This is a genomic window from Cupriavidus taiwanensis LMG 19424, from assembly GCF_000069785.1.
Lineage (GTDB): Bacteria > Pseudomonadota > Gammaproteobacteria > Burkholderiales > Burkholderiaceae > Cupriavidus > Cupriavidus taiwanensis.
Window position 1 is genome coordinate 665,101 of record NC_010530.1, and the last position, 23,159, is coordinate 688,259.

Consider the following 23,159-nt stretch of genomic DNA (forward strand, 5'->3'; position numbering starts at 1 on the left):
GCATCGAAGGCTAAAACCGGCCAAATCGGGGAATGGAACGCGGCGCCGCAGAGTCGGGCGCGCGGGGCAGGCAAGGTGCGTGGAGGCACCAGTCAGGCGGGACGGGCGGACCAGGAAGGTCCGCCCGCAAGATGGAAGATTCTAGCGTATTGCCGGGAAAAGGGATGTTGGCTTAATCCGCCTCTACCTTCATCGACCTCAACAGCGGCTGCCACTTGTCGCTTTCCGCCTTCAGCAGGGTCCGCAGCCCCTCCGGCGTCTGCTTGTCGGCCGGAACGATTTCCGCGCCGAGTCCGTCCAGCTTCTTGATCACGGCCGGATCCTTCAGCCCCTTCTGCAACGCCTTGGTCAGGCGTTCCACGGCTGCCGGCGAGGTGCCCTTGGGCGCGTAGATGCCGTGCCACACCTTCACCTCAAAGCCTTTCAGGCCGCCTTCCTGCAGCGTGGGCGCCTGCGGCAGCGCCTTGATCCGTGCCGGCGTGGTGACGCCGAACAGCCGCACGCGATCGGCCTGGATATGCGGCAGGGTGGCCGTGGTCTGGTCGCACAGCAGGTCGACCTGGCCGCCCAGCAGCGCGGTCAGCGCCGGGCCCGCGCCCTGGTAGGGGATGGCGTTCAGCTTCACGTGCACCGATTGTTCGAACAGCAGCCCGCAAAGCTGCGACACGGCGCCCAGGCCGGCATTGGCCAGCGATACCTTGTCCTTGTTCTGCGTCACGTACTGGATCAGTTCCGGCACCGTCTTCGCCGGCAGGTCCTTGCGACCCATCAGCGTCATCGGTACGTCCGCCACCTGGCCGACGTACTCGAAGTCTTTCAGCGGCGCATACGACAGCTTCTTGTACAGCGCCGGCGCGGTCGCCATGCCGTTGTGGTGGATCAGCAGCGTATAGCCGTCGGGCTGGGCGCGGGCGACGAAGGCCGCGGCCACGGTGCCGCCGGCACCGGTGCGGTTTTCGACCACGATGCTCTGGCCAAGGTCTTGCGACATGGCTTGCGCCAGCGTGCGCGCGACGACATCGGTCGGGCCTCCGGCGGAGTAGGGAACGACCAGGGTGATCGGCTTGGCCGGATAGGCTTCGGCCGCTGCCGCGCCCGAGGCGCCTGCCATGGCAGACGCCATGACCAGCAAGCCCGCCCGCCATTGCGGGCCGGCGTGCCAATACTTCGCATCCTTCATTGCTGTCTCCAGATAGGTGCCGCGCCGTGAGTCCGGTGCGGCTTTGTCAGGGTTGCATGGCTAGCATGGCGGCAAGCCGCTGCGACAGCAATCTGGTTCTCGTGAAGGATGCCTAATGCCCGGTGAAAGATCAGGCCGCTTCGGCCACGCGCACCTCCACCAGCAGCTTTTTCAGTTCGGGCACGCACGAGCCGCAGTTACCGCCGGCCTTGACGCAGGCCGTGATCTCGGCGGGCGTCTTCAGGTCGTGCTTGCGCACCGCATCGCAGATGGTGTTGCGACCCACGCCGAAGCAGGAGCACACCGTCGGGCCGGTGTCGGCGCCTTTCTCCATCGGCTGTCCGAGCAGCAGCCCGATGCGGTCGGCGTCTTCCAGCCGCTCGCGTCCGAACAGGCCGGCTAGCCAGGCGCGCGACGGCAGCTCAGGACGTGTCGACACATAGACACAGGCCTCGAGCCGGTCGTCGACGACATGCCCGGCGTGGTACACGCCCGCGGCGCGGTCTTCGTATTCCAGCCAGTCGGCGTCCGGATCGGTCACGCCGAGCAGCGTGCGCGCCCAGGCGGTGCGATCGGCCACGGTGTCGCGGCCGGCGAATTCATAGCGCTGGAACTGGCGGCCCTGCACGCGCGTCCAGTAGGTCAGCGCTTCGGCCGGCAGCGGGCGGCGGCTCAGCATGAAGCCATGCCAGTGCACGCCGAACGGCTCCACCCGCACGGGCGTGTGCTTGAACTCGGGCTCGCCGGAAACAGGATCGACCACCGGATTGACCAGCGCGCCGACCCGCGCGTCAGAACTGAACTGACCGTTCCAGTGGATCGGCACGAACACGCTGCCGCGCGGAATGCCGCCGCCGTGGCGCACGCGCGCGACCATCGCGCCCCAGCGCGTGCTGACGCGCGCCAGCTTGCCCTCGCCCACGCCGCACAGCAGCGCGTCCTGCGGGTGCATGTCGACAAAGGGCTCGGGCAGGTGGTCGGCCAGCCTGGCCGACTTGCCCGTGCGCGTCATGGTGTGCCACTGGTCGCGCACGCGGCCGGTGTTCAGGATCAGCGGGAAGTCGTCGTCGGGTGCGTAAGCGGGCGCGCGCGGCGGCGTGGCGACAAAGCGGGCGCGGCCGTCGGCGTGGGCGTAGCGGCCATCGCCGAAGAGCCGCCGCGCATCCTGCGTGCCTTGCGCGGGCACGGGCCACTGCACCGGTTCCAACGCGTCATAGCGCGCCGTGTCCAGGCCGGCCAGTCCGCCGATATCGAACGCGCGCGGCGCGTCATCATTGCGCCATGCACTCAGTCGCGCGTGTTCGTCGAAGATCTGGTGCGGCCCGGCATAGTCGAAGCCGCTGAAGCCCATGCGGCGTGCCACCTCGCACAGGATGTCCCAGTCCGCGCGCGCTTCGCCGGGCGCCGGCAGGAAGGCGCGCTGGCGCGAAATGCGCCGCTCCGAGTTGGTTACGGTGCCATCCTTCTCGCCCCAGCCCAGCGCGGGCAGCAGCACGCGCGCGGCGGCGTTGGTGTCGGTGTGTTCGATGATGTCGCTGCTGACCACCAGTTCGCATCGGGCCAGCGCGCGGCGCGCCTGGTCGGCGTCGGGCAGGCTCACCACCGGGTTGGTGGCGATCACCCAGACCGCCTTGACACGGCCGGCTTCGATGGCCTCGAACAGCTCCACGGCCTTCAGCCCTGGGCGGTCGGCCATCGCCGGCGATTGCCAGAAGCCTTGCACCACCTCGCGATGCAGCGGGTTCGCCAGTTCCATGTGGGCGGCCAGCATGTTGGCCAGGCCGCCGACCTCGCGCCCGCCCATCGCGTTCGGCTGGCCGGTCAGCGAAAACGGGCCCATGCCCGGCTGCCCGATGCGCCCGGTGAGCAGGTGGCAGTTGATGATGCTGTTGACCTTGTCAGTGCCGGCCGACGACTGGTTGACGCCCTGCGAGAAGGCCGTCACGGTTCTCTCGGTTTGCGCGAACAGCTGGTAGAAGGCCAGCACGTCCTGCACGTTCAGCTTGCAGGCGCGTGCCACCGCAGCAGGATCGGCGCAGGTGTCGTCTGCGGCCTGCAGGGCTTCGTCCAGTCCGGCGGTGCTGGCGCCGACGAAGGCGGCGTTGGCGTGCCCTTCACGCGCGAGGTAGCTCAACAGCCCGTTGAACAGCCACACGTCGGTGCCCGGGCGGACCGCCAGGTGCAGGTCGGCCAGCTCGCAGGTGGCGGTGCGGCGCGGGTCGATCGCCACGATCTTCATTTCCGGGCGCGCTTCCTTGGCCCGGGACAGGCGCTGGAACAGGATCGGGTGGCACCACGCGGTGTTGGAGCCCACCAGCACCACCAGGTCCGCCAGTTCCAGGTCTTCGTAGTTGCCCGGCACCAGGTCTTCGCCGAAGGCGCGCTTGTGGCCGGCCACGGCCGACGACATGCACAGGCGCGAGTTGGTGTCGATATTGGCGCTGCCGATAAAGCCCTTCATCAGCTTGTTGGCGACGTAGTAGTCCTCGGTCAGCAACTGGCCCGAGACGTACAGCGCGACCGAATCCGGACCATGGCGGCGGATGATGTCGGTGAAGCCCTGCGCCACGGTGTCGAGCGCGTGGTCCCACGATACCTGCCGCAACTGGCCGTCGGCGTCGCGCAGCTTGGGATGGAGCAGGCGGCCCTCCAGGTCGACCGTTTCGCCCAGTGCCGAACCCTTGACGCAAAGCCGGCCCTGGTTGGACGGATGCTGCGCGTCGCCCGCGATCTCCACCTGGCCGTCGGCGCGCACCGTGGCACGCACGCCGCAGCCGACGCCGCAGTACGGGCAGGTCGTGGCGGTGGTAGTGGTCAGGGTTGCAGAGACAACCGGGATGTCGGACAGGTTCACGCGTTCTCCGTGCGGGGGCGTTATATGGCTTGGGGTGATGCTAGGCAGCGAGCGCTTCGCACTGCGCCTTGCCGAACAGCAGGCGCTGGCGCAGCGCGCCCACCGGCGTACGTTGCTGGATCAGCTCGAAATACCAGGCGCCGTCCTGCACGTCGCCGTACAGCACGGCACCGACCAGGCGTCCGTCCTGCAGCACCAGGCGCTTGTAGACGCCGCGGCGCGCGTCGCGCAGCACCAGGTCTTCCGAGCCTTCGGCACCGATGAAGTCGCCGGCCGAGTACAGGTCCACGCCGGTCACCTTCAGCTTGGTCGCGGTGGCCTGCTGCACGTAGCGGCGATGGCCCGCACCGGCGAGATGGGCGGCGCAAACGCGCGCCTGGTCCCAGATCGGCGCGACCAGGCCGAAGGTGGCCTGGCGGTGCTGGACGCACTCGCCGACGGCATAGATGCGCGGATCGTAGGTCTGCAACGTGTCGTCGACGACGATGGCGCGCTCGCAATGCAGGCCGGCGCTGGCGGCCAGTTCGATATTGGGGCGCACGCCGGCGGTCATCACCACCAGGTCGGCGGGGATCTCGCTGCCGTCCTTGAAGCGCACGCCGGTGACGCGCTCGGTGCCGGCGATCTCGGCGGTCTGCGCGCTCAGTAGGAAACGCAGGCCCTTGCGTTCCAGCGCGCCCTTGAGCAGCGTGGCGGCGGGCTTGTCCAGCTGGCGCTCCATCAGGCAGTCGGCCAGGTGCACCACGGTCACGTCCATGCCCTGGCGCAGCAGGCCGTTGGCGGCCTCGAGCCCCAGCAGGCCGCCGCCGATCACCACCGCGTGGCGATGGTTGCGCGCGGCCTGCAGCATGGTCTCGACGTCCTGGATGTCGCGGAACGCGATCACGCCATCGAGCTGGTGGCCCGGCACCGGAATGATGAACGGCTTCGAGCCGGTGGCCAGCAGCAGGCGGTCATAGCGGACCTCGCGTCCCGAGGCGGAACGCACCACGCGGCGCGGCCGGTCGATCGAGACCACGGGATCGCCGGCGAGCAGTTCGATGCCGTTCTCTTCGTACCACTCGCGCGTGTTCAGCATGATGTCCGCCACCGTCTTCTCGCCGGCCAGCACGGGCGACAGCAGGATGCGGTTGTAGTTGCCATGCGGCTCGGCGCCGAACACCGTGATGTCGTACAGGTCCGGCGCAAGGCGCAGCAGTTCCTCGACCGTGCGCATGCCGGCCATGCCGTTGCCGACGACGACCAGGCGCGGGCGGGCTTGGGGGTTGGCGGAAGGCGTCATGCCGGCATCTCCGTTGGCAGGGCAGGTGGGCAGGGGCAGCATCGATCGAGGGCAGCGAGGCGGGGTCAGGCGGCGAGTTCTTCCTCGGCCTCCCGCACTTCCACGCCAGCGGCGATCCACACCTTGCCGTCATAGACGCGCGCGGCGTAGGCGTTGACCGACTGCTCAGGCGCCTCCAGGCATTCGCCGGTGCGCAGGTCGAAGTGGTGCTTGTAGATCGGCGAGGCCACCACCAGCCGTTCGCCGAGGTTGCCGACCAGCCCGCGCGACAGCACCGCGGCCTGCGCGTTGGGATCGAAGTTGTCGATGGCGTAGACCTCGTCGCCGCGGCCGATGCGGAAGACCGCGACCTGCCGGTCGTCGACCAGCGCGCACACACCAGTATTGGGCACGATATCGCGTACGGTGCAGACGGCGGTCCAGGTTTCGGGATGGTGGGGATGGCTCATCACGTTCTCCTTGAATGCTTGCACGATCAGGCTGCTTTTGCGGGCACGGCAACCACGGGAATGTGGCTCATCCGGGAGCGCTGCAATTTCCGTTCCTCCGGCGTGGCGGGGCGGATCTGGCCGCGCTCTTCGATAAACACGAGGTTGTCGTCGCGGCGGTCGCTGTTGACGAAATGGCGGAAGCGCTTGCGCGTCTCGGGGTCGGTCACGGCCTTCTTCCACTCGTCTTCATAGGTGTCGACCACGTGCTGCATCTCGGCTTCCAGCTCGGCGGCGATGCCCAGCTTGTCGTCGAGCACCACGGCCTTCAGGTAATCGAGGCCGCCTTCGAGGTTGTCGCGCCAGACGCTGGTGCGCTGCAGGCGGTCGGCGGTGCGCACGTAGAACATCAGGAAGCGGTCGATGTAGCGCACCAGCGTGTCGTGGTCGAGGTCGCTCGCCAGCAGCTCGGCGTGGCGCGGCTTCATGCCGCCGTTGCCGCAGACGTACAGGTTCCAGCCCTTGTCGGTGGCGATCACGCCCACGTCTTTGCCCTGCGCCTCCGCGCATTCACGCGTGCAGCCGGACACGCCGAACTTGATCTTGTGCGGGGCGCGCAGGCCCTTGTAGCGGTTTTCCAGTTCGATCGCGAGGCCGACCGAATCGCCCACGCCATAGCGGCACCAGGTCGAGCCCACGCACGACTTCACCGTGCGCAGCGCCTTGCCATAGGCATGCCCGGATTCGAAGCCGGCGGCGATCAGCTCTTCCCAGATATAGGGCAGTTCCTCGGCACGCGCACCGAACAGGTCCACGCGCTGGCCGCCGGTGATCTTGGTGTAGAGGCCGTATTTCTTCGCCACCTGGCCGACGGCGATCAGGCCTTCGGGCGTGACCTCGCCGCCCGGCATGCGCGGCACCACCGAGTAAGTGCCGTCCTTCTGGATGTTGGCGAGGTAGTAGTCGTTGGAATCCTGCAGGCTGGCGTGCTCTTCCTTCAGCACGAACTCGTTCCAGCACGACGCCAGGATGCTGCCCACGGTGGGCTTGCAGATGTCGCAGCCCATGCCGCTGCCGTGCGCTTCCAGCAGCGCGTCGAAGGTCTTGAACTTGCCCACGCGCACCAGGTGGTAGAGCTCCTGGCGCGAGAACGGGAAGTGCTCGCAGAGATGGTTGTTGACCGCCATCCCTTGCTTCTTCATCTCGGCCTTCATGATCTGCGTGACCAGCGGCACGCAGCCGCCGCAGGCGGTGCCGGCCTTGGTACAGCTCTTGAGCGCGCCGATGCTGGTGGCGCCGTCGCACACGGCGCCGCAGATTTCGCCCTTGGAAACGTTGTTGCAGGAGCAGATCTGCGCGGTGTCGGGCAGGGCGTCGGCGCCCAGCGCGGGTTTGGCCTTGCCGCTGCTGTCGGGCAGGATCAGGAACTCGGGCGACTCGGGCAGCTCGATCCGGTTCAGCATCATTTGCAGCAGCGTGCCGTATTCGCTGGCATCGCCGATCAGCACGCCGCCCAGCAGGTACTTGCCGCAGTCGGATACCACCAGCTTCTTGTAGACTTCCTTGCGGTCGTCGCTGAACTGGTAGATGCGCGCGCCCGGCACGGTGCCGTGCGGGTCGCCGATGCTGGCCACGTCGACGCCCATCAGCTTGAGCTTGGTGCTCATGTCGGCGCCGCCGAACTCGGCCGCCTCGCCGCGCAAATGGCGCGCGGCCACGCGGGCCATGTCGTAGCCGGGGGCCACCAGGCCGTAGATCTTGCCCTCCCACAGCGCGCATTCGCCGATCGCGTAGATGTCCGGGTCGGAGGTGCGGCAGTTGTTGTCCACCGCGATGCCGCCGCGCGCACCGACTTCCAGGCCGCAGGCGCGTGCCAGTTCATCGCGCGGGCGGATGCCGGCCGAGAACACGATCATGTCGGTGTCGAGGTGCGTGCCGTCGGCGAACACCATGCGATGGGTGCCGTCCTCGCCGTCGACAATCTCGACGGTGTTCTTGCCGGTGTGCGCGGTCACGCCCAGGCCCGCGATCTTCTGGCGCAGCATGCGGCCGCCGCCTTCGTCGACCTGTACCGCCATCAGGCGCGGCGCAAACTCGACCACATGGGTCTGCAGGCCCATGTCGCGCAGCGCCTTGGCGCATTCGAGGCCGAGCAGGCCGCCGCCGACGACCACGCCGGTCTTCGAACGCGCACCGCATTCCTGCATCGCTTCCAGGTCTTCGATGGTGCGATAGACGAAGCAGTCCTTGCGGTCCTTGCCCGGCACCGGCGGCACGAACGGATAGGAGCCGGTGGCGAGGATGAGCTTGTCATAGGACAGCGTCTCGCCGGTGGAGACCTTGACCGTGCGCGCCGCGCGGTCGATCTCCACGGCGCGTGCGTTCAGGCGCAGCAGCATGTTGTCGTGCTGCTCGAAGAAGCCCGCCGGCACCAGCGACAGGTCTTCGGCCGACTTGCCGGCAAAGAACTCGGACAGGTGCACGCGATCGTAGGCGGGACGCGGTTCTTCGCACAGCACGGTCACTTCCAGGTTCTGCGCGCCGGCTTCCGCCAGGCATTCCAGGAACTTGTGACCCACCATGCCGTGGCCGACGATGATCAGTTTCATGATGCTTTCCTTGTCCGGTAGTCAGTCTTTGCTGCCTGATATTGCTGTGTGGCGATGCCTGGGAATCAGCTGGCCAGTGCGCTGTCGTACAGCGCCTGCTCGCGGGCCTTGTGCTCGGCGCTGAAGCGGATGGCGATGGCGCACAGCGCGGCGATGGTGGCCAGCACGCCCAGCACCGTCAGCGTCTGCTGCACGTTGCCCATGCCCTTGAGCAGGAAACCCGCGGCCACCGCGCCCACGTTGCCGCCGGCGCCGATGATCCCGGCCACGCCGCCAAGCGCCTTGCGGTCAATGAAGGGCACCAGCGCGTAGGTCGCGCCGCAGGCCATGTGGGTGAACAGGCCGAACATCAGCATCGCCACCACCGCCATCGCCACGTTGCCGGCCTGCGCGAACCACAGCAGGCCCAGGCCTTCGCCCAGGATCAGCACGAACAGCAGCGTGGCGCGCGCGTCCAGGCCGCGGCGGCGCGCCGCCTTGTCCGACAGCCAGCCCCCCAGCGCGCGGGCAAACAGCGCCAGCAAACCAAAGCTTGCGGCGGCCATGCCGGCGGCCTTCAGGCTCAGGCCGAAACGGTCGACGTAGTACATCGCGGCGATGTTGTGGATGAAGATCTCCACGCCGAAGCAGGCACCGTAGGTGATGAACAGCAGCCACACGCGATAGTTGGCGCTGGCCGCGCGGAAGCTGGCCCAGCCGCCGCCCTTGCCGCCGTCCTTGCCGCTGATCTCGATGCCGCGCGCCCGCAGGTCCGAGTAATTCCCTTCCGGGCAGTCCTGGGTGAAGCGGTAGTAGACGACGGCCATCGCCAGCATCAGCACGCCCGGCATCAGCAGCGCGATGCGCCAGCCGAAGGCGTGGTCCGCACCCAGCATCAGCACCGCGGCCAGCACCAGCGGCATCAGCGCCTGCGCGGCGCCGCCGCCGGCATTGCCCCAGCCGGCCGAGGCCGCGTTGGCGGTGCCGACCACGTTGGGTGCGAACATCACCGAGGTGTGGTACTGCGTGATCACGAAGCTGGCGCCGACCGCGCCGATCAGCAGGCGGAACACCAGGAAGGTCTCGTAGTTCTGCGCCAGCGCCACGCCCAGCACGGGCAGCGCGCCCAGCGCCAGCAGACCGGTGTAGGTCTTGCGGGGGCCAAAGCGATCGCACATCGGGCCGATCACCAGGCGCACCAGGATCGTCACCGCGACCGCGGCGATATTGATGTTGGCGATCTGGCCGGCGCTCAGGCCGAATTCGCCCTTCAGCACCGGCATCAGCGGCGCGCAGGCAAACCACGCGAAGAAACACACGAAGAACGCCATCCAGGTCAGGTGGAAGGCGCGCATCTGCGGAGTGCTCAAGCTCAGCAGCTCGATGCGGGTGGCTTTGCCGGTCATCGTCACTTGCTCCAAAAACAAATGGCGTCCCGCAAACCGGCTGTGAAGCCGGTTCAGGGGACGCCGTTGTCCTGACAGCCGCTACATGGGATAGGGGCTGTGTATGTGGGGGGTGGGCCGGTCGCCGTTGACGGGCCCGGACTCGGTTACGCAAGGGGTGTGCCAGCGCGTTATGTGACGGGCAATGGCGTCTGAAGGCCGGACGTCGGGGGCGCAAGCGCTCTGGATGCGCTGTGGTGGGGCGGGCAGGGAGCGCACGGCACGCTCATGGTGCAGTGCGGTGGACTGCGCTGGTGCGGTGCGGCACCAGCGGTAAGGACGGCCGGGGCGTTAGCCGCCGGCGGGCTTTTGCACCGGGATGATCTGCATGTCGCGTGGCGACACCTCGGCGCCGTCCTCGTCGACCAGCGCCGCGCGCACCAGCTTGCCATTCGCGCGCGAGCGGATTTCGACCGGGCCGCCGTCGGGCGCCATGTGGCAGTCGCCCCATTGCATCAGGCCGACCAGCACCGGCAGCAGCTCCACCGCGGCGCGGGTGGGGCGGTACTCGAAGCGTTCGCGTTCGCCGGGCTCGCGGTAGCCGACCTTGCGCAGCAGCCCGGCGTCGGTCAGCGTCTTGAGCCGCGCCGACAGCACCGCCGGCGAGCATTCCAGCCGGCGCAGGAAGTCGTCGAAGCGCGTCACGCCGTGGAAAACGTCGCGCAGGATCAGGATCGTCCACTTTTCGCCGATCAGCGAAAGCGTGGAGGCGATCGAGCAATGGCGGAGATTGGACGCAGTGGCGGTCATGATGCCGTGAAGCATAGCACGCTGACTTCATTTGCAAAAGTCAGGTTATCTCCTATACTCTGGCTACAGTTTATGAATCCAGAGGGTGGCAGTATGGATCTCCAGGGATTGGCGCGCGGCGGCGTGACAGAAAGCTGGATGGCGGGACGGGGCACGCAGGTGACGGTGCGTCGCACCCGGGTTCAGGATGGCGCGGGACTGCGGGCGATGGTGGACGCGCTGTCGCGGGAGAGCCGCTACTACCGCTTCCTGACTGGCGGGCGCGTGATCGATGAAATCGTCGCCGGCCTGGCCGCGCCGGGGGACGGTGGCGTGGCGCTGGTGGTGGTGGCGCCGGATGAAGCGGGCGGCCAGACTATTGTCGCCAGCGCCGAATATGTCGTGTCCGGTCAGATTGCGGAATTTGCCGTGGTGGTGGCCGATGCCTGGCAGGGACAGGGGCTGGGCCGGCGCCTGATCGCCAGGCTGTGCGAGCTGGCGCGCGCGGCCGGCCTGCATGGCCTGCGCGGCGACGTGCTCAGCGAGAACCGGCGCATGCTGGCGATCCTGAAGGGACTGGGTTTTGCCAGCCGCCGCAATCCGCAGGACAGCTACCTGCATGAAGTCACGCTGGCGCTGGCGCAGCCGGCGCGCAGCGCGCAACGGCTGCCGGCGGACTGGTTCAGCGCGCGCTGAGCTGACACAAGCTTTGCACCTCAGGCTTCCCGTTTGCCGCGCGAAGTGATGGTGCAGCCGACCGAGGCCGTGATGATGCTGGCGATCGCCAGCCACTGCACCGGGCTCAGCTGCTCATGCAGGAACACCAGCCCGGCGAGCGCGCCCATGGCGGGCTCCATGCTCAGCAGGATGCCGAAGGTGCGCCGGTGCAGGCGCTTGAGGGCAACCATCTCGAGCGAATACGGAATCGCGCTCGACAGGATGCCGACCGCCAGTCCGAACAGCAGCAGCGTCGGACTGAACATCGCGGTGCCCGCATGCGCGACCCCGAACGGGAGCACCACCAGCGCGGCCATGGTCAGCCCCAGCGAGGTCGCCTGCCCGCCATGGGCGTTGCCCGCCATCTGCCCGAACACGATATACAGCGCCCAGCCCACGCCCGCCGCCAGCGCATAGCCGATGCCGACCGGATCGAGCGTGCCGGCGGCATCGCCGACCGGCAACAACAGCAGCAGCCCGGTCACGGCGAAGGCAATCCACAGGAAATCGATCGCGCGCCGCGACGACAGCACCGCCACTGCCAGTGGCCCGGTGAACTCGATCGCAATTGCCAGCCCCAGCGGAATGGTCCGCAGCGACATGTAGAACAGCAGGTTGGTGGCGCCCAGCGCCGCACCATACAGCGCGATCGCGCGCGCGTTGGCGCGCGTCAGCGGCATGCGCCACGGGCGCCAGACGCACAGCAGGATCAGCGCGGAAAAACTGACCCGCAGCGCCGTGGTGCCTTGCGCGCCCAGCGCGGAGAACAGGCTCTTGGCAAACGAGGTGCCGATGCACAGCGAGGCCATCGAGCCGGTCAGGGCCAGTACGGCAATCAGGGTCGAGTGGCGATGGGAGGCAACGTGCTGCAAGGTCGGGTCCTGTATGAATGGTGAGGCCTGCGCGAAGGCTGCCGCATCATGCGGCAAGCGCGGCGCGGGCGCCATATACAGGTGGGCATTGGCCGCTCAGTACAGTTGCGTCCCGCCGCGGCCCAGGGCGCGGTTCAGTGGTCCCGTGCCGCCGCCTTGCGCCGCTTGCCGGGCTTGCCGGCGCAATCCGGGCAGCGCCCCAGCAGGGTCAGTTCGTGATGCTCCACCAGGAAGCCGGGCGGCGTGATCTCTTCCAGGTGGCCGGGGCATCCTTCCAGCGGAAACACGCGGTCGCACGTCAGGCACTGGAAGTAGTGGCGATGCGTCACCGCGCCCGGTTCCTCCGCCAGCTCGTACCGGTCCGCCTGGCCGGGCAATTCCACCGCGTGCACCTGCGCATCGTCGAGCAGGGCACGGAGATTGCGATAGACCGTGGCCAGGCCCAGGGACGGCACCTGGCGCTGGGCCGCGGCCAGGATCTCGGCCGGGCTCAGCGGCCGGCCGGCTTCGCGCAGTGCCTCGATCACGGCGCCGCGTTGACGGGTCATGCGTTCCATGCCTAGAATCTTAGTGAGAATCTATTATCATTAATGAGTCGCCGCGGTTTGCCAGTCGGATGGCCGCCGCGGCGACTCGTTTTTTTCGGGGTGTTTCTTATGCTGCTTGCGCAGCCCAGCCGTGCCCGGCACCCGGTGCCGCTCTCGTTCCTGCACGTGATGTTCCGGCCGGTGCCGGCCCGGCGGCCGCTGGCCGTCATGATGCTGGCGATGTCCGGCCTGGCCGACGCGGCGGAACCCGCGCAGGCCTCCGATATTACGCTGCCGGCCGTATCGGTGACCGGCACGGCCACCGCATCATACAACCCGCCCGATGCCTCGGGCGCGACCCGCACCGACACGCCGCTGCGGGAGATCCCGCAATCGGTGCGCGTGGTGCCGCGCGCCATGCTCGACGACATCGCCGCGACCCGCTTCGACCAGACTTTCGACTACGTCAGCGGCGTGGCGCGCCAGAACAACTTCGGCGGACTGTGGGACAACTTTGCCATGCGCGGCTTCACCGGCAACGAGAACACCGGCGCCGGCTACCTGGTCAACGGTTTCGCCGCCAACCGCGGCTATACCGCGCCGCTGGACGCCGCCACCATCGACCGCGTCGAGGTGCTCAAGGGCCCCACCTCATCGTTGTACGGCAGCAGCGAACCCGGCGGGACCTTCAACGTGGTCACGCGCCAGCCGCAGTTCCGGCCCGCGCAGCGCTACGGCTTCGAGCTGGGCACGCGCGACGGCTACCGCGCCACCGCCGACGTCACCGGTCCGCTGGGCGAGGACATCGCCGGCCGGCTGATCGCGGTGGCCGATCACCAGGGCAGCACGCGCGACTTCATCCACAGCCAGCGCTACCTGGTCGCGCCGTCGTTCACGTGGATGCTCGGCAACGACACCATCCTGCAGTACGCGGCGGAATTCCAGCGCTACACCACGCCGATGGACCGCGGCGTGGTGGCCGTCAACGGCCAGCTGGGCCGCATCCCGCGCTCGCGCTTCCTGGGCGAGCCAGGCGACGGCAGCCTGCGTCTGGACAGCCAGTCGCACCAGGTCAGCGTGGAGCACCAGTTCTCGCCGCAGTGGAAGGGCAGGCTGGCCGTGTCATACCGCGGCGGCGCGCTGGCGGGGCACTCGAGCGAGGCCAGCTCGCTCGCCGCCGATGGCCGCACGCTATGGCGCCAGCACCGCTACCGCGATTTCCAGTCCGACGATGTCGCGCTGCAGGCCAGCGTGACCGGCAAGTTCAGCACCGGCCTGGCCGCGCATGAACTGCTGCTGGGCGTCGATGCCTACCGCTTCGGCAATACCATGGCGATCCTGCGCAAGAATCCCAGCGCCGCGGCACCGTATGCGATCGATATCTACAACCCGGTCTATGGCCAGCCGGCGCCGCCGCTGGCCTGGAACATGGACACCTACGAGCGCCAGCACAATGTCGGCGCCTACGTGCAGGACCAGATCAGCCTGGGCGAGCGCTGGCGCGTGCTGGCCGGCGTGCGCTTCGACAGCTTCAGCCAGTCGCTGGACGACCACCTGCGCGGCACCCGCACCACGCAGCACCACAATGCGGTGTCGCCGCGCGTGGGCGTGAGCTACCTGGCCAGCAACAACCTGTCGCTGTTTGCCAATGCCAGCCAGTCGTTCCGCCCCAATGCCGGCACCGACGCCGCCGGCCAGCCGTTCGACCCCGAGCGCGGCCGCGCGCTTGAGGCCGGCATCAAGTTCGACAGCGATGATCGCCGCACCGGCGCCACGCTGGCGGTGTTCGAGATCCGCAAGCGCAATGTGCTGGCCGCCGACCCCGCCGATCCGTCGTTCTACCTCGCCGCCGGTGAAGCACGCAGCCGCGGCGTCGAGCTCGACGTGGCGGGGCAGCTTGGCACGCACTGGCGCGTCTCGGGCAGCTTCGCGCTGACGGATGCCGAGATCACGCAGGACACCCGCCTGGCTCCCGGCACGCCGTTGTCGAACGTGCCGCGCACCAGCGCCAGCCTGCTGGCGATGTATGAAGACGCGGCGCCGGTGGGGCAGCGCTATGGCGCCGGCGCCGGCCTGCGCTACGTCGGACAGCGCCCGGGCGACGTGCAGGACAGCTTCTCCTTGCCCGCCTACGTGCTGGTGGACCTGCACGGCTACTGGCAATACAGCCGCCACGTGCGCGTGTCGCTCAACGTCGGCAACCTGTTCGACAAGACCTATTACGCCAGCTCGTACAGCAGCCTGTGGGTGGCGCCGGGCGCGGGCCGCAGCGTGCGGCTGGGCGTGCAGCTGAGCTACTGACGAGGGACCGATGATGCCGACACCCTTGGCGCGCACCGGGCCCGGATCGACGCACCGGCTGCTGTCCATCGATGCCCTGCGCGGGCTGGTGATCCTGATCATGCTGCTGGACCATGTGCGCGACATGTTCTTCCTGCACGTGCCGGTCGCCGATCCGATGGATGTTGCTGCCACCTCGCCGGCGCTGTTCTTTTCGCGGCTGCTGGCCCACCTGTGCGCACCGGTGTTCATCGCGCTGGCGGGCGTGTCGGCCTGGCTCTACGGCAACGCCGCGCACGGCCGCCGCGCGGTCAGCGGCTTCTTGCTCAGGCGCGGCCTGTTCCTGGTGCTGCTGGAGCTGACGCTGGTGGGTTTTGCCTGGACCGGGCGGCTGCCGCCGCAGGTGATCTACCTGCAGGTGATCTGGGCCATCGGCCTGAGCATGATGGCGCTGGCCGCGCTGGTGTGGCTGCCGCGCGCGGCGCTGGTTGCGCTGGGCGTTGCACTGGTGGCGGGACACAACCTGCTGAGCCCGCTGCATTTTCCGGCTGACAGTGCGTGGCACGTGCCCTGGGCGATCCTGCATGACCGCACCTGGCTCGAGCTGGCCGATGGCTTGCGGGTACGCACGTCCTATCCGGTGCTGCCGTGGATTGGTGTGATCGCGCTGGGCTATGCGGCGGGGCCGTGGTTTGCCGCGACCATGCCTGCCCGCACGCGCCAGCTGAGGCTGACCGCCTGCGGCCTGGCGGGGCTGGCGGGGTTTGCGGGGCTGCGCGCGCTCAACGGCTACGGCCAGGAGCAGACATGGATGCCCGGCGCGGACGCCCTGCATACCGCGATGAGCTTCCTCAACGTGACCAAGTACCCGCCGTCGCTGCTGTTCCTGCTGCTGACGCTGGGCACGGGCTGCCTGCTGCTGCTGTGGCTGGAGCGCGCGCAGTGCAGCCGGCCGGCGCGTTGCCTGGCCGTGTTCGGCGCGGTGCCGATGTTCTTCTACCTGCTGCACCTGTACGTGCTGCAGGGCCTGTACCAGCTTTGCGTGCACCGCTGGGGACTGAACCAGGGCCGCGTGTTCGGCTTCGACCATGTCTGGCAGCTGTGGCTGGCGGCAGCAGTGCTGGCGCTGGCGCTGTGGCCGGCAGTGCGCTGGTTCGCGGCGCTGAAGGCGACGCGGCGGGACTGGCGCTGGCTGAAATACTTCTGACCCGCGCCGCGGGCCGCCGCGCGCAGCCTCAGCGAGGCGCGGTGGCCACCGGGGCCGGCTGGACCGCCGCCGGAGCAGGTGCCGGCGCCTGCTGTTGCGAAACGGGTTGCGGCTGCGCGGCGGGCTGTTGCCGCGCGACGGGCTGGGGCTGCGCGACGGGCTGAGGCTGTGCGACGGGCTGAGGCTGCGCGACGGGCTGTTGCTGCGCTACGGCCTGCGGCTGTGCCACCGCCTGAGGCCGCGCGACGGCTTGCGGTTGCGCCACAGCCTGAGGTTGCGCGCCGGCCTGGGGACGCACCGCGGCTTGCGGCCGCGCCGCAGGAGCCGCATTGGGCCCTCCGTTGGCCACTGGCGCGGCCTCGCTCACTTCGCGCCAGCCGCCGCCCAGCGCCTTGTACAGCGACACGCGGCTGGTCAGGCCGGCCAGCTTGTAGGTGATCAGCGCCTGCTGCGCGGCGTAAAGCTGGCGCTGCGCATCGAACACGCCGAAGTAGTCGTCCACGCCGTTCTTGAAGCGCATCTCCGACAGCCGCCGGGTTTCGCTGCCTTCGCGCACCAGCGCTTCCTGCGCCTGCACCTGGCGTTCGTAGGTGGCGCGTGCCGCCATGCTGTCGGCCACTTCGCGGAACGCGGTCTGGATGGTCTTCTCGTAGTTGGCGACGTTGATGTCCTTGCGCACGTTGGCGGCATCGAGGCCGGCGCGGTTGCGGCCCGCATCGAAGATCGGCACGGTCAGCTGCGGCGCGAAGACCCACGCCATGCCGCCCGAGAACAGCCCCGCCAGGCTGCTGCTGGCCACGCCCAGCGCTCCGGTGAGCGAGATGCGCGGGAAGAACGCCGCGCGCGCCGCGCCGATATTGGCGTTGGCGGCCTTGAGCCGGTGCTCGGCGTCGAGGATGTCGGGCCGGCGCACCAGCACGCTGGAGGGCAGCCCTTCGGGGAACTCGCGCATCAGCACGCGCGCGTCGAGCGGATCCGGCGCAGGGGCATTCGGATTCGCCGGCGCGGCACCGGCATCGAGCACCGACTTGGGCAGCGGCCCGCCGATCAGCAGCGCCAGCGCGTTCTCGTCCTGCGCCACCTGTCGGGTGTATTGCTCCACGCCCACCTGCGCGGTCTGCACCTGGGTTTGCGCGCGATGCTGGTCCAGCTGCGCCATCGCGCCCACCTGGTGCCCGCGCCGCACCATCTCCGCCGCGTCCTGCTGCGTCTTGAGCGTGTCCTGCGACAGCTGCAGCAGCGCGCGGTCGGCGCGCAGCGTCAGGTAGGCGTTGGCCACTTCCGCCACCAGGCTGATCTGCGCGCTGCGGCGCGCCTCTTCGGTGGCCATGTATTCCTCCAGCGCGGCATGCTTGAGGCTGCGCACGCGGCCGAAGAAGTCCAGCTCGAACGCGGTCAGGCCGATGCCGGCGTTGTAGGTGGTGATCTGCGGCGACTGTCCCGCCGCGCGCAGCCGTTGCGGCAGGCGCTGCGACACCACGCCGGCACTGCCTTCCACGGTGGGGAACTGCGCCGCGCGCTGGATCTGGTACAGCGCGCGCGCTTCGTCGATGGCCAGCGTGGCCATGCGCAGGTCGCGGTTGTTGGCCAGCGCCAGCTCGATCAACTGGCGCAGCTGCGGATCGACAAAGACATCGCGCCAGCCCAGGTCGGCGGCCGAGGGGCCGGGAGGCTGCGCCGGCTGCCCCGGCTGCGCCGCGCCATTGGCGGGTTTGGCCTGCGAGGTGCGGTAGGCCGCGCCGTCGGGCCATGCCGACGGGATCGGGGCTTCGGGGCGCTGGTACTGCGGCTCCAGCGTGCACGCGGCAAGCGCCAGTGCCAGCGCGCCAGGCAGCAGAAGGCGTGGCGGCAGGGGGGTACGGCGGCGGCGGGGGCGGGGCAGGCTTCGCATGGATGGTTCCGGAGAGAGAGAAACAGGGAGCAGCAGGGGTCAGCCCACCAGCGCCCGCCGCATGAAGCGCGAGATCGCCAGCTTGGGCCGCCCCTGTCGGGCAATGTTGTGGGCGGGATCGGTAAACAGCAGCCGGATCAGCGCGTGGCGCGCGGCCATGCCGGCATGCAGCGCGATGCCCAGCAGCTGGCCGTCGCGGCGTACCACGCGGCATGGGATCCAGCCGGTCTGCGCCAGCCACAGCTCGCCTTCCATGCCAGGGCGGAAGGCTGGCGCCAGTGGCGTGGTCACGGCCACGCCGTTGCAGGACAGGTCCCTGGTGGTGACGCGGTACTCCCGCCCATCCACGCGCAGCAGCGCCGCGGCATGGTGCGGAAAACGCTCTTCCTTGCGCGGCCGCGGCAGTTCCACGCACACCAGCAAGGAGGCCAGGTACAGCATCAGCGCAATCCCGGTCCATATGGTGTTGAAGGCCAGGCCTTGCGCATCGGGATCCACCATCAGCGCGCGGCCGAGCCCCAGCGCGGAAAACCCCAGCAAGCCGGCGTACAGCGCGGCGAACTTGCCGTGGATCACTAGCTTGGAGCGGTCCAGTCCCTTGTTGGTGACCTTGAACGGCCGTCCGAACGGCTTGAACATGGCGCTGACCAGCGACGCGGTCACCGCCAGCGCCGCGACGATCTGCGTGACTTCGGTAAAGATCGGCAGCGCGCGCTGCCCGGTGATCCAGATGCTGTACGCCCAGTACGCCACCAGCGCGGGCAGGCCATAGGCCAGGAACTGCAGCGGCTCGCCGTACAGCGTGGAGACGCCGAAGTACCAGTACAGCAGCGGCCCCGCCAGCAGCATCAGCGTGAACGGGCGCGACAGCCAGTGCAGCAGGCCGTGCACGTAGTGCAGGCGCTGCATCCCGGTGAAGCCGCGTCCGCGCAGCGGACCGTCGGCGGTCAGCGCCACCTGGATCGTGCCCAGCCCCCAGCGGCTGCGCTGGCTGATGTACTCGGGCAGGCCCTCGGCGGACAGCCCCACGCTCAGGCGCTCGTTGAGCCAGCGCGTGATATAGCCGTGCGGCAGCAGCCGGTAGGTCAGGTGGATGTCTTCGGTCACCGTGCCGGTGGGGAAGCCACCGATCAGCTCGATCAGGTCGCGCCGCACCACGAACGACGTGCCGATGCAGAACGCCGCGCCCCAGGCGTCCTTGGCCGGCTGCATCACGTCGAAGAACGCGCGCTGCTCGTCGACCCAGCATTCGGTGGCGCGCAGGTTGTACTGGATCGGATCGGCGTTGTAGTAGAACTGGGGTGTCTGCACCACGCCCACGCGCGGGTCGCCGAACAGGCCCACGGTGCGCAGCAGGATGTTGCGATGGGGCGCGAAGTCGGCGTCCAGCACCAGGATGTATGGCGCGCCGCCGGCGGCCGCGCTGTGGTGCAGGCCGTTGTTCAGGTTGCCGGCCTTGGCATGCGCGTTGTCCGGGCGCGTCACGTAGTGGGCGCCGACGCGTTCGCAGAACTCGCGCAGCCAGTCGCGGCGGGTGTCGTCGAGCACCCAGACGCGGAAGTCCGGGTAGTCGATCGCCAGCGCGGAGACGATGGTCTTCTCCAGGATCTCCAGGCCTTCGTTGTAGGTGGCGATGAAGATGTCCACCGGCGGCACCTGCCGCGCGCGGCGCAGCGCGGCTTCGCCCGCATCCGCATCGGGCGTGTGGTTGCTGGTGCGGGACAGCACCACGATCGACAGCAGCGTGTAGGCCAGCGTCATGCACTCGAAGGCAAAGAACACATGGGCCCATACGCTGGCGAAGGTCATCTGCCAGTCGGGCAGGGTTTCGCGGATGCGCCAGGCCAGGTACACGCCTAGCAGCAGGGCCGTGACGCCGCCGAACAGGATGCGGTCCGCCGGCCGCTCGTGCCGGCACAGCAGCGACAGCAGCACCATGGCCAGCAGCACGCCGCCGTTGATGACCAGCAGCGTCTGGTTTTCCAGGAAGAGGGTGAACATCGTCAGTCCTTGTTGGTGGCAGTGCCGGTGCCGGAGGCGGCAATGGCCGGCGGCGGGCAGGACGGGTCGAGGCAGCCGCCCGGGCGGAACGGGTTCCAGCGCGCGGCGGCCAGCACCGCCCACGCGGTGGCGCCCAGGTGCGGCAGGTGGAAGTAGTGGAAGTCCTCCGTGGTGGAAGTGGGACCGATCGACAGCCCCGTGCTGACGCGCGCCTGCGGCGTGGCGTAGAGCATGCCGGACGGCGCGCGCTGCGCGCGCAGCAGCGCCCACAGCGGCGCGGCCTGCTGCGCCTGGCCGGCGGCCTGCAGCACCAGCGCAGCCTGCCCGGTGCCTTCGGTCCAGATGCCGTCGGGGTTGCCCTTGAACCCGTAGCCGGCGCCGGCGCGGTGCTTCGCCTCGACCCACGCCAGGTTGCGGCGCCAGTCCTGCGGCGGATCGGGGAAGGCGATCAGCGGCCACAGCACCGCGTCCAGCGCCGACGGGCCGGCATTGGGCGCGCGCCCGTCGTCGTGCGTGCCGATGATGAAGCGGCCCTCGCGCGGCTGCCACATGGCGCTAACAAAGCCGCGCGAGCGCGCAGCGCCGTCGCGCCAGCGCGGATCGTTGCGCAGGCTGGCCAGCCAGCTGAAAGCCGCATAGGTGTCGACGTTGTGCTCGGTGGACTTCCAGCCCTGGCGGATCTGCTTGGGCTCATGGCCGAAGAAGCCGCCGATATAGCCGGCCGGCGCGGCGGGGTCTGGCACGGTGGCATGCACCCAGCCCATCAGCGCCGCGGCGCCGTCGAGATAGCGCGCGTCGCGCGTGGCGTCATGCACGGCCAGCAGCAGCAGCGCGGCCCAGGCCACGTTGCCGGTGGCGGTGCCGGCCTGGTAGGCGTCTTCGAACCAGCGCTTGCTGGGTTCGTCCCACCAGCCGGGCAGCGGCACCGGGCCTGCCGGCAGCGGGCCGGCGCGATAAGCGTTGCGCAGGCGCGCGTCGCGGAAGTGGCGGTCCTGGCGGGTGGCCTGCAGCACGGCATCGGCGATGCGCCGGGCTTCGGCGGGCCGCTTGCATGCGACCAGCGCGATGCCGGCCAGCGCGTTGTCGTAGACGAAGGCGGCATTGCGCAGCGCGGGCGCCAGCGGCTCGCCGCCCGGCGCAGGCTCGTAGCTGGCGAGGAACAACGGGCCGTTGCCGCCGGCGCGGCTGACTTGCGCGGCCAGCGCCTGGCAGCCTTCTGACAGCACCGCCTGCTGCGCGGGATCGGCGGCGCGGGCCGCGCCTGGCGCCAGCGCCAGCAGGGCGGGAAGCAGCGCGCCGGCGATCAGGCGGGGTAGGCGTGCGGTCGGGATCGGCAATCGCATCCGGCTCTCCTTTGCGCGGGCGACTACAGCGAGGCCCGCAACTGGCCCAGCCAGCTCTGATTCAACGTGACGCGGGCCCAGCGGCCCATGCCGCAGTGTCCGGACTGCGCCGCCGCCGCCGGCCCTGCCGCCGCGGCCGTGCCCGCGGTGCCGGGCGTGGCTGCGCTGCCGGACGCCGCGCTAGCCTTCGCCGGCAGGTTGCCCAGCGGGCGGTCGAGCTTGGCGATCACGTAGATCTCGTTCTTCTCGATCGGCGGGAACGGCACGAAGTAGCGCGCCTGGTCGCCGTCCGGCGCGCGCGGCAGCACCTCGGCCACCGATGCCGGCAGCGCCGTGGGCACGCCGTCGACCTGCACGTTCAGGCGCGCACCCGGCAGCAGGTTGTCGCTGAGGCTGCGCGGGAATACCGCGACCACGCGCGTCTGCGCGCAATTGCTGGCACGCGCCAGCGTGGCGCCGGCGGCAACGCGCATGCCCGGCTGCGCGATCAGGTCTTCGATGGTGCCGGGCTCGGGCGAGCGGATTTCCAGGTTCGAGAGCCGATCGATGCGTTCCTGCTCGGTCGCGATCATTTCGTCGACGGACTTGCCGTAGGCTTCGAGCTGCTCCAGCTCCGCCGTCAGCTGTGCTGCTTCCGCGCCCAGCACCTGGCGACGCTGCGCGAGCGTGGCGCTGGGGCCGTCGGTGGACGACGCATAGACCTTGTTGCGCGACGCCTGGCTCTCGCCGATGGCATTGTCCAGCTCTGCCTTGGCCGCGGCCTTGGCGTTGGACAGCATCGACAGCTGGTAGCGCGAGGCATTGGTGTAGGCCTCGCTGACCGCGCCGGCCCACTGCATGCTCTGGTTGCGGTTGACCACTTCCTGCTGCTGGTCTTCCTGGGCCTTGGCCGATGCCAGGCGCGCTTCCAGTGCCCGCACGCGCGCGGCGTGTTCGCGTTGCGCGGCGCTGTTGTAGCGTTGCAGGTCTTGCTCGGTGGCTGCCATCAGGCGGCGGTTGCTTTCCAGCCGCGCCTTGGCCGAATCATAGCGCTGCTGGTTGTCGAGCTTCTTGCCGGTCAGGTCGACCAGCAGCGAACGGTCGATGTTGGGGTTCTGCACCACCATCAACGCCTGGTTGGCCGTGAACGGCTGGCCCGCGGCCACCATCTGCTTCATCACCACGCCTTCCACCGGCGACGTCACCAGGCTGACGGGACTGTTCACCACCGCGCGTTCCGACGAGCGCGTAAACACATTTGGAAACATGATCGTCAGCACGGCCCAGACGATGAACAGCACCACGCCGTAGCCCGCCATGCGCGGCACGATGTGCCACAGCGGCACGGCGACGGGCTGCGGGCGCTGCACCAGGCCGTCGCCCTGGGGTTGGCGCAGCGGGGCAGGTGTCAGGGAATGGGGGCGCGGCGGCGGGTTGTTGCGCTGGTCGGCCATGGTGTTGTTCTCCGGCAAGCAAAGTCAAAAAGCATTCCCGCCGGCATCCGGCGCATGGATGCCGGGCGAGCGTATCCGTCAGGCAAGCGAATGGCTTCGCGCAAGGGCTGTCGCGCGTTGCCCGGCTTGCAAGTCCCCAATTCAGCTTGTTGTCTGCAGCACGCGCGATGTGGCTGGGCCGTATCGGCGCACTTTTGCAATCGGACCGACATACCGCATGCAGCGGCGTGCAGCCCGTGGAATTGCCCGGCTCTATCCAGGCAGAGTTGAACAATGGCCAGTCGATGGCCAAGACATGGCAGCCCGCTGAAGCAAAGATTCACGCACTCAGGCCGCCGCAGGTGAGTTAAGGCTAGTCAGTTGCCCCTTCGCGTGCTGTAAG

16 protein-coding genes are annotated in these 23,159 nt (G+C 69.1%); 3 read left to right on the forward strand and 13 right to left on the reverse strand.

Going from position 1 to position 23,159, the window contains the following annotated elements; genetic code table 11:
- Positions 1–172: 172 nt before the first annotated feature.
- The 7 genes from RALTA_RS18685 to RALTA_RS18715 all read right to left on the reverse strand — a co-directional run bounded on the left by RALTA_RS18685 (position 173) and on the right by RALTA_RS18715 (position 10,542).
- Positions 173–1,180, reverse strand: coding sequence for a tripartite tricarboxylate transporter substrate-binding protein (locus tag RALTA_RS18685; RefSeq protein ID WP_012355453.1), 1,008 nt, complete (start codon positions 1,178–1,180; stop codon positions 173–175).
- 130 nt (positions 1,181–1,310) lie between these two features.
- Positions 1,311–4,034: a nitrate reductase gene (locus tag RALTA_RS18690; protein WP_012355454.1), complete on the reverse strand. Its 2,724-nt coding sequence runs from the start codon at positions 4,032–4,034 to the stop codon at positions 1,311–1,313.
- 40 nt (positions 4,035–4,074) lie between these two features.
- Positions 4,075–5,316 (reverse strand): NAD(P)/FAD-dependent oxidoreductase, encoded by a 1,242-nt coding sequence (locus tag RALTA_RS18695; RefSeq protein ID WP_012355455.1) that lies wholly within the window; start codon positions 5,314–5,316, stop codon positions 4,075–4,077.
- A gap of 65 nt (positions 5,317–5,381) precedes the next feature.
- Entirely contained in the window at positions 5,382–5,765 is a 384-nt protein-coding gene (nirD, locus tag RALTA_RS18700; RefSeq protein ID WP_012355456.1) for a nitrite reductase small subunit NirD, read from the reverse strand.
- A 26-nt stretch (positions 5,766–5,791) separates the two neighbouring features.
- Complete coding sequence (nirB, locus tag RALTA_RS18705) at positions 5,792–8,353, reverse strand: nitrite reductase large subunit NirB (RefSeq protein ID WP_012355457.1); 2,562 nt, start codon at positions 8,351–8,353, stop codon at positions 5,792–5,794.
- Positions 8,354–8,418: 65 nt separating this feature from the next.
- Entirely contained in the window at positions 8,419–9,738 is a 1,320-nt protein-coding gene (locus RALTA_RS18710; protein ID WP_012355458.1) for an MFS transporter, read from the reverse strand.
- Between the two features lie 330 nt (positions 9,739–10,068).
- Positions 10,069–10,542 (reverse strand): winged helix-turn-helix transcriptional regulator, encoded by a 474-nt coding sequence (locus RALTA_RS18715; RefSeq protein WP_012355459.1) that lies wholly within the window; start codon positions 10,540–10,542, stop codon positions 10,069–10,071.
- Between the two features lie 78 nt (positions 10,543–10,620).
- Between RALTA_RS18715 and RALTA_RS18720 the strand changes: the two genes are divergently transcribed.
- Positions 10,621–11,202 (forward strand): GNAT family N-acetyltransferase, encoded by a 582-nt coding sequence (locus tag RALTA_RS18720; RefSeq protein WP_012355460.1) that lies wholly within the window; start codon positions 10,621–10,623, stop codon positions 11,200–11,202.
- 20 nt (positions 11,203–11,222) lie between these two features.
- Here the strand turns inward: RALTA_RS18720 and RALTA_RS18725 are convergent, their stop codons facing one another.
- On the reverse strand, positions 11,223–12,032 hold the full coding sequence (locus RALTA_RS18725; protein WP_232347917.1) for an EamA family transporter: 810 nt from the start codon (positions 12,030–12,032) through the stop codon (positions 11,223–11,225).
- A 197-nt stretch (positions 12,033–12,229) separates the two neighbouring features.
- The gene (locus RALTA_RS18730) at positions 12,230–12,652 is read right to left on the reverse strand and encodes a Fur family transcriptional regulator (RefSeq protein ID WP_012355462.1); all 423 of its coding nucleotides are present in this window, start codon (positions 12,650–12,652) and stop codon (positions 12,230–12,232) included.
- A gap of 99 nt (positions 12,653–12,751) precedes the next feature.
- On the opposite strand from RALTA_RS18730, the gene RALTA_RS18735 reads away from it, so the two are divergent.
- The gene (locus RALTA_RS18735) at positions 12,752–14,923 is read left to right on the forward strand and encodes a TonB-dependent siderophore receptor (protein ID WP_041232475.1); all 2,172 of its coding nucleotides are present in this window, start codon (positions 12,752–12,754) and stop codon (positions 14,921–14,923) included.
- Positions 14,924–14,933: 10 nt separating this feature from the next.
- Positions 14,934–16,109 (forward strand): DUF1624 domain-containing protein, encoded by a 1,176-nt coding sequence (locus tag RALTA_RS18740; protein WP_012355464.1) that lies wholly within the window; start codon positions 14,934–14,936, stop codon positions 16,107–16,109.
- 28 nt (positions 16,110–16,137) lie between these two features.
- Here the strand turns inward: RALTA_RS18740 and RALTA_RS18745 are convergent, their stop codons facing one another.
- From RALTA_RS18745 to RALTA_RS18760, 4 genes are read right to left on the reverse strand one after another with little or no spacing between them, the layout of a single operon-like run.
- Positions 16,138–18,000: an efflux transporter outer membrane subunit gene (locus RALTA_RS18745; RefSeq protein ID WP_012355465.1), complete on the reverse strand. Its 1,863-nt coding sequence runs from the start codon at positions 17,998–18,000 to the stop codon at positions 16,138–16,140.
- A 39-nt stretch (positions 18,001–18,039) separates the two neighbouring features.
- Entirely contained in the window at positions 18,040–20,001 is a 1,962-nt protein-coding gene (locus tag RALTA_RS18750; protein ID WP_012355466.1) for a glycosyltransferase family 2 protein, read from the reverse strand.
- A gap of 2 nt (positions 20,002–20,003) precedes the next feature.
- Positions 20,004–21,344 carry a hypothetical protein gene (locus RALTA_RS18755; RefSeq protein WP_012355467.1) on the reverse strand — a complete coding sequence of 447 codons (1,341 nt, stop codon included), beginning with the start codon at positions 21,342–21,344 and terminating at the stop codon, positions 20,004–20,006.
- A gap of 23 nt (positions 21,345–21,367) precedes the next feature.
- Positions 21,368–22,777 carry an HlyD family secretion protein gene (locus tag RALTA_RS18760; RefSeq protein ID WP_012355468.1) on the reverse strand — a complete coding sequence of 470 codons (1,410 nt, stop codon included), beginning with the start codon at positions 22,775–22,777 and terminating at the stop codon, positions 21,368–21,370.
- Positions 22,778–23,159 lie beyond the last annotated feature (382 nt).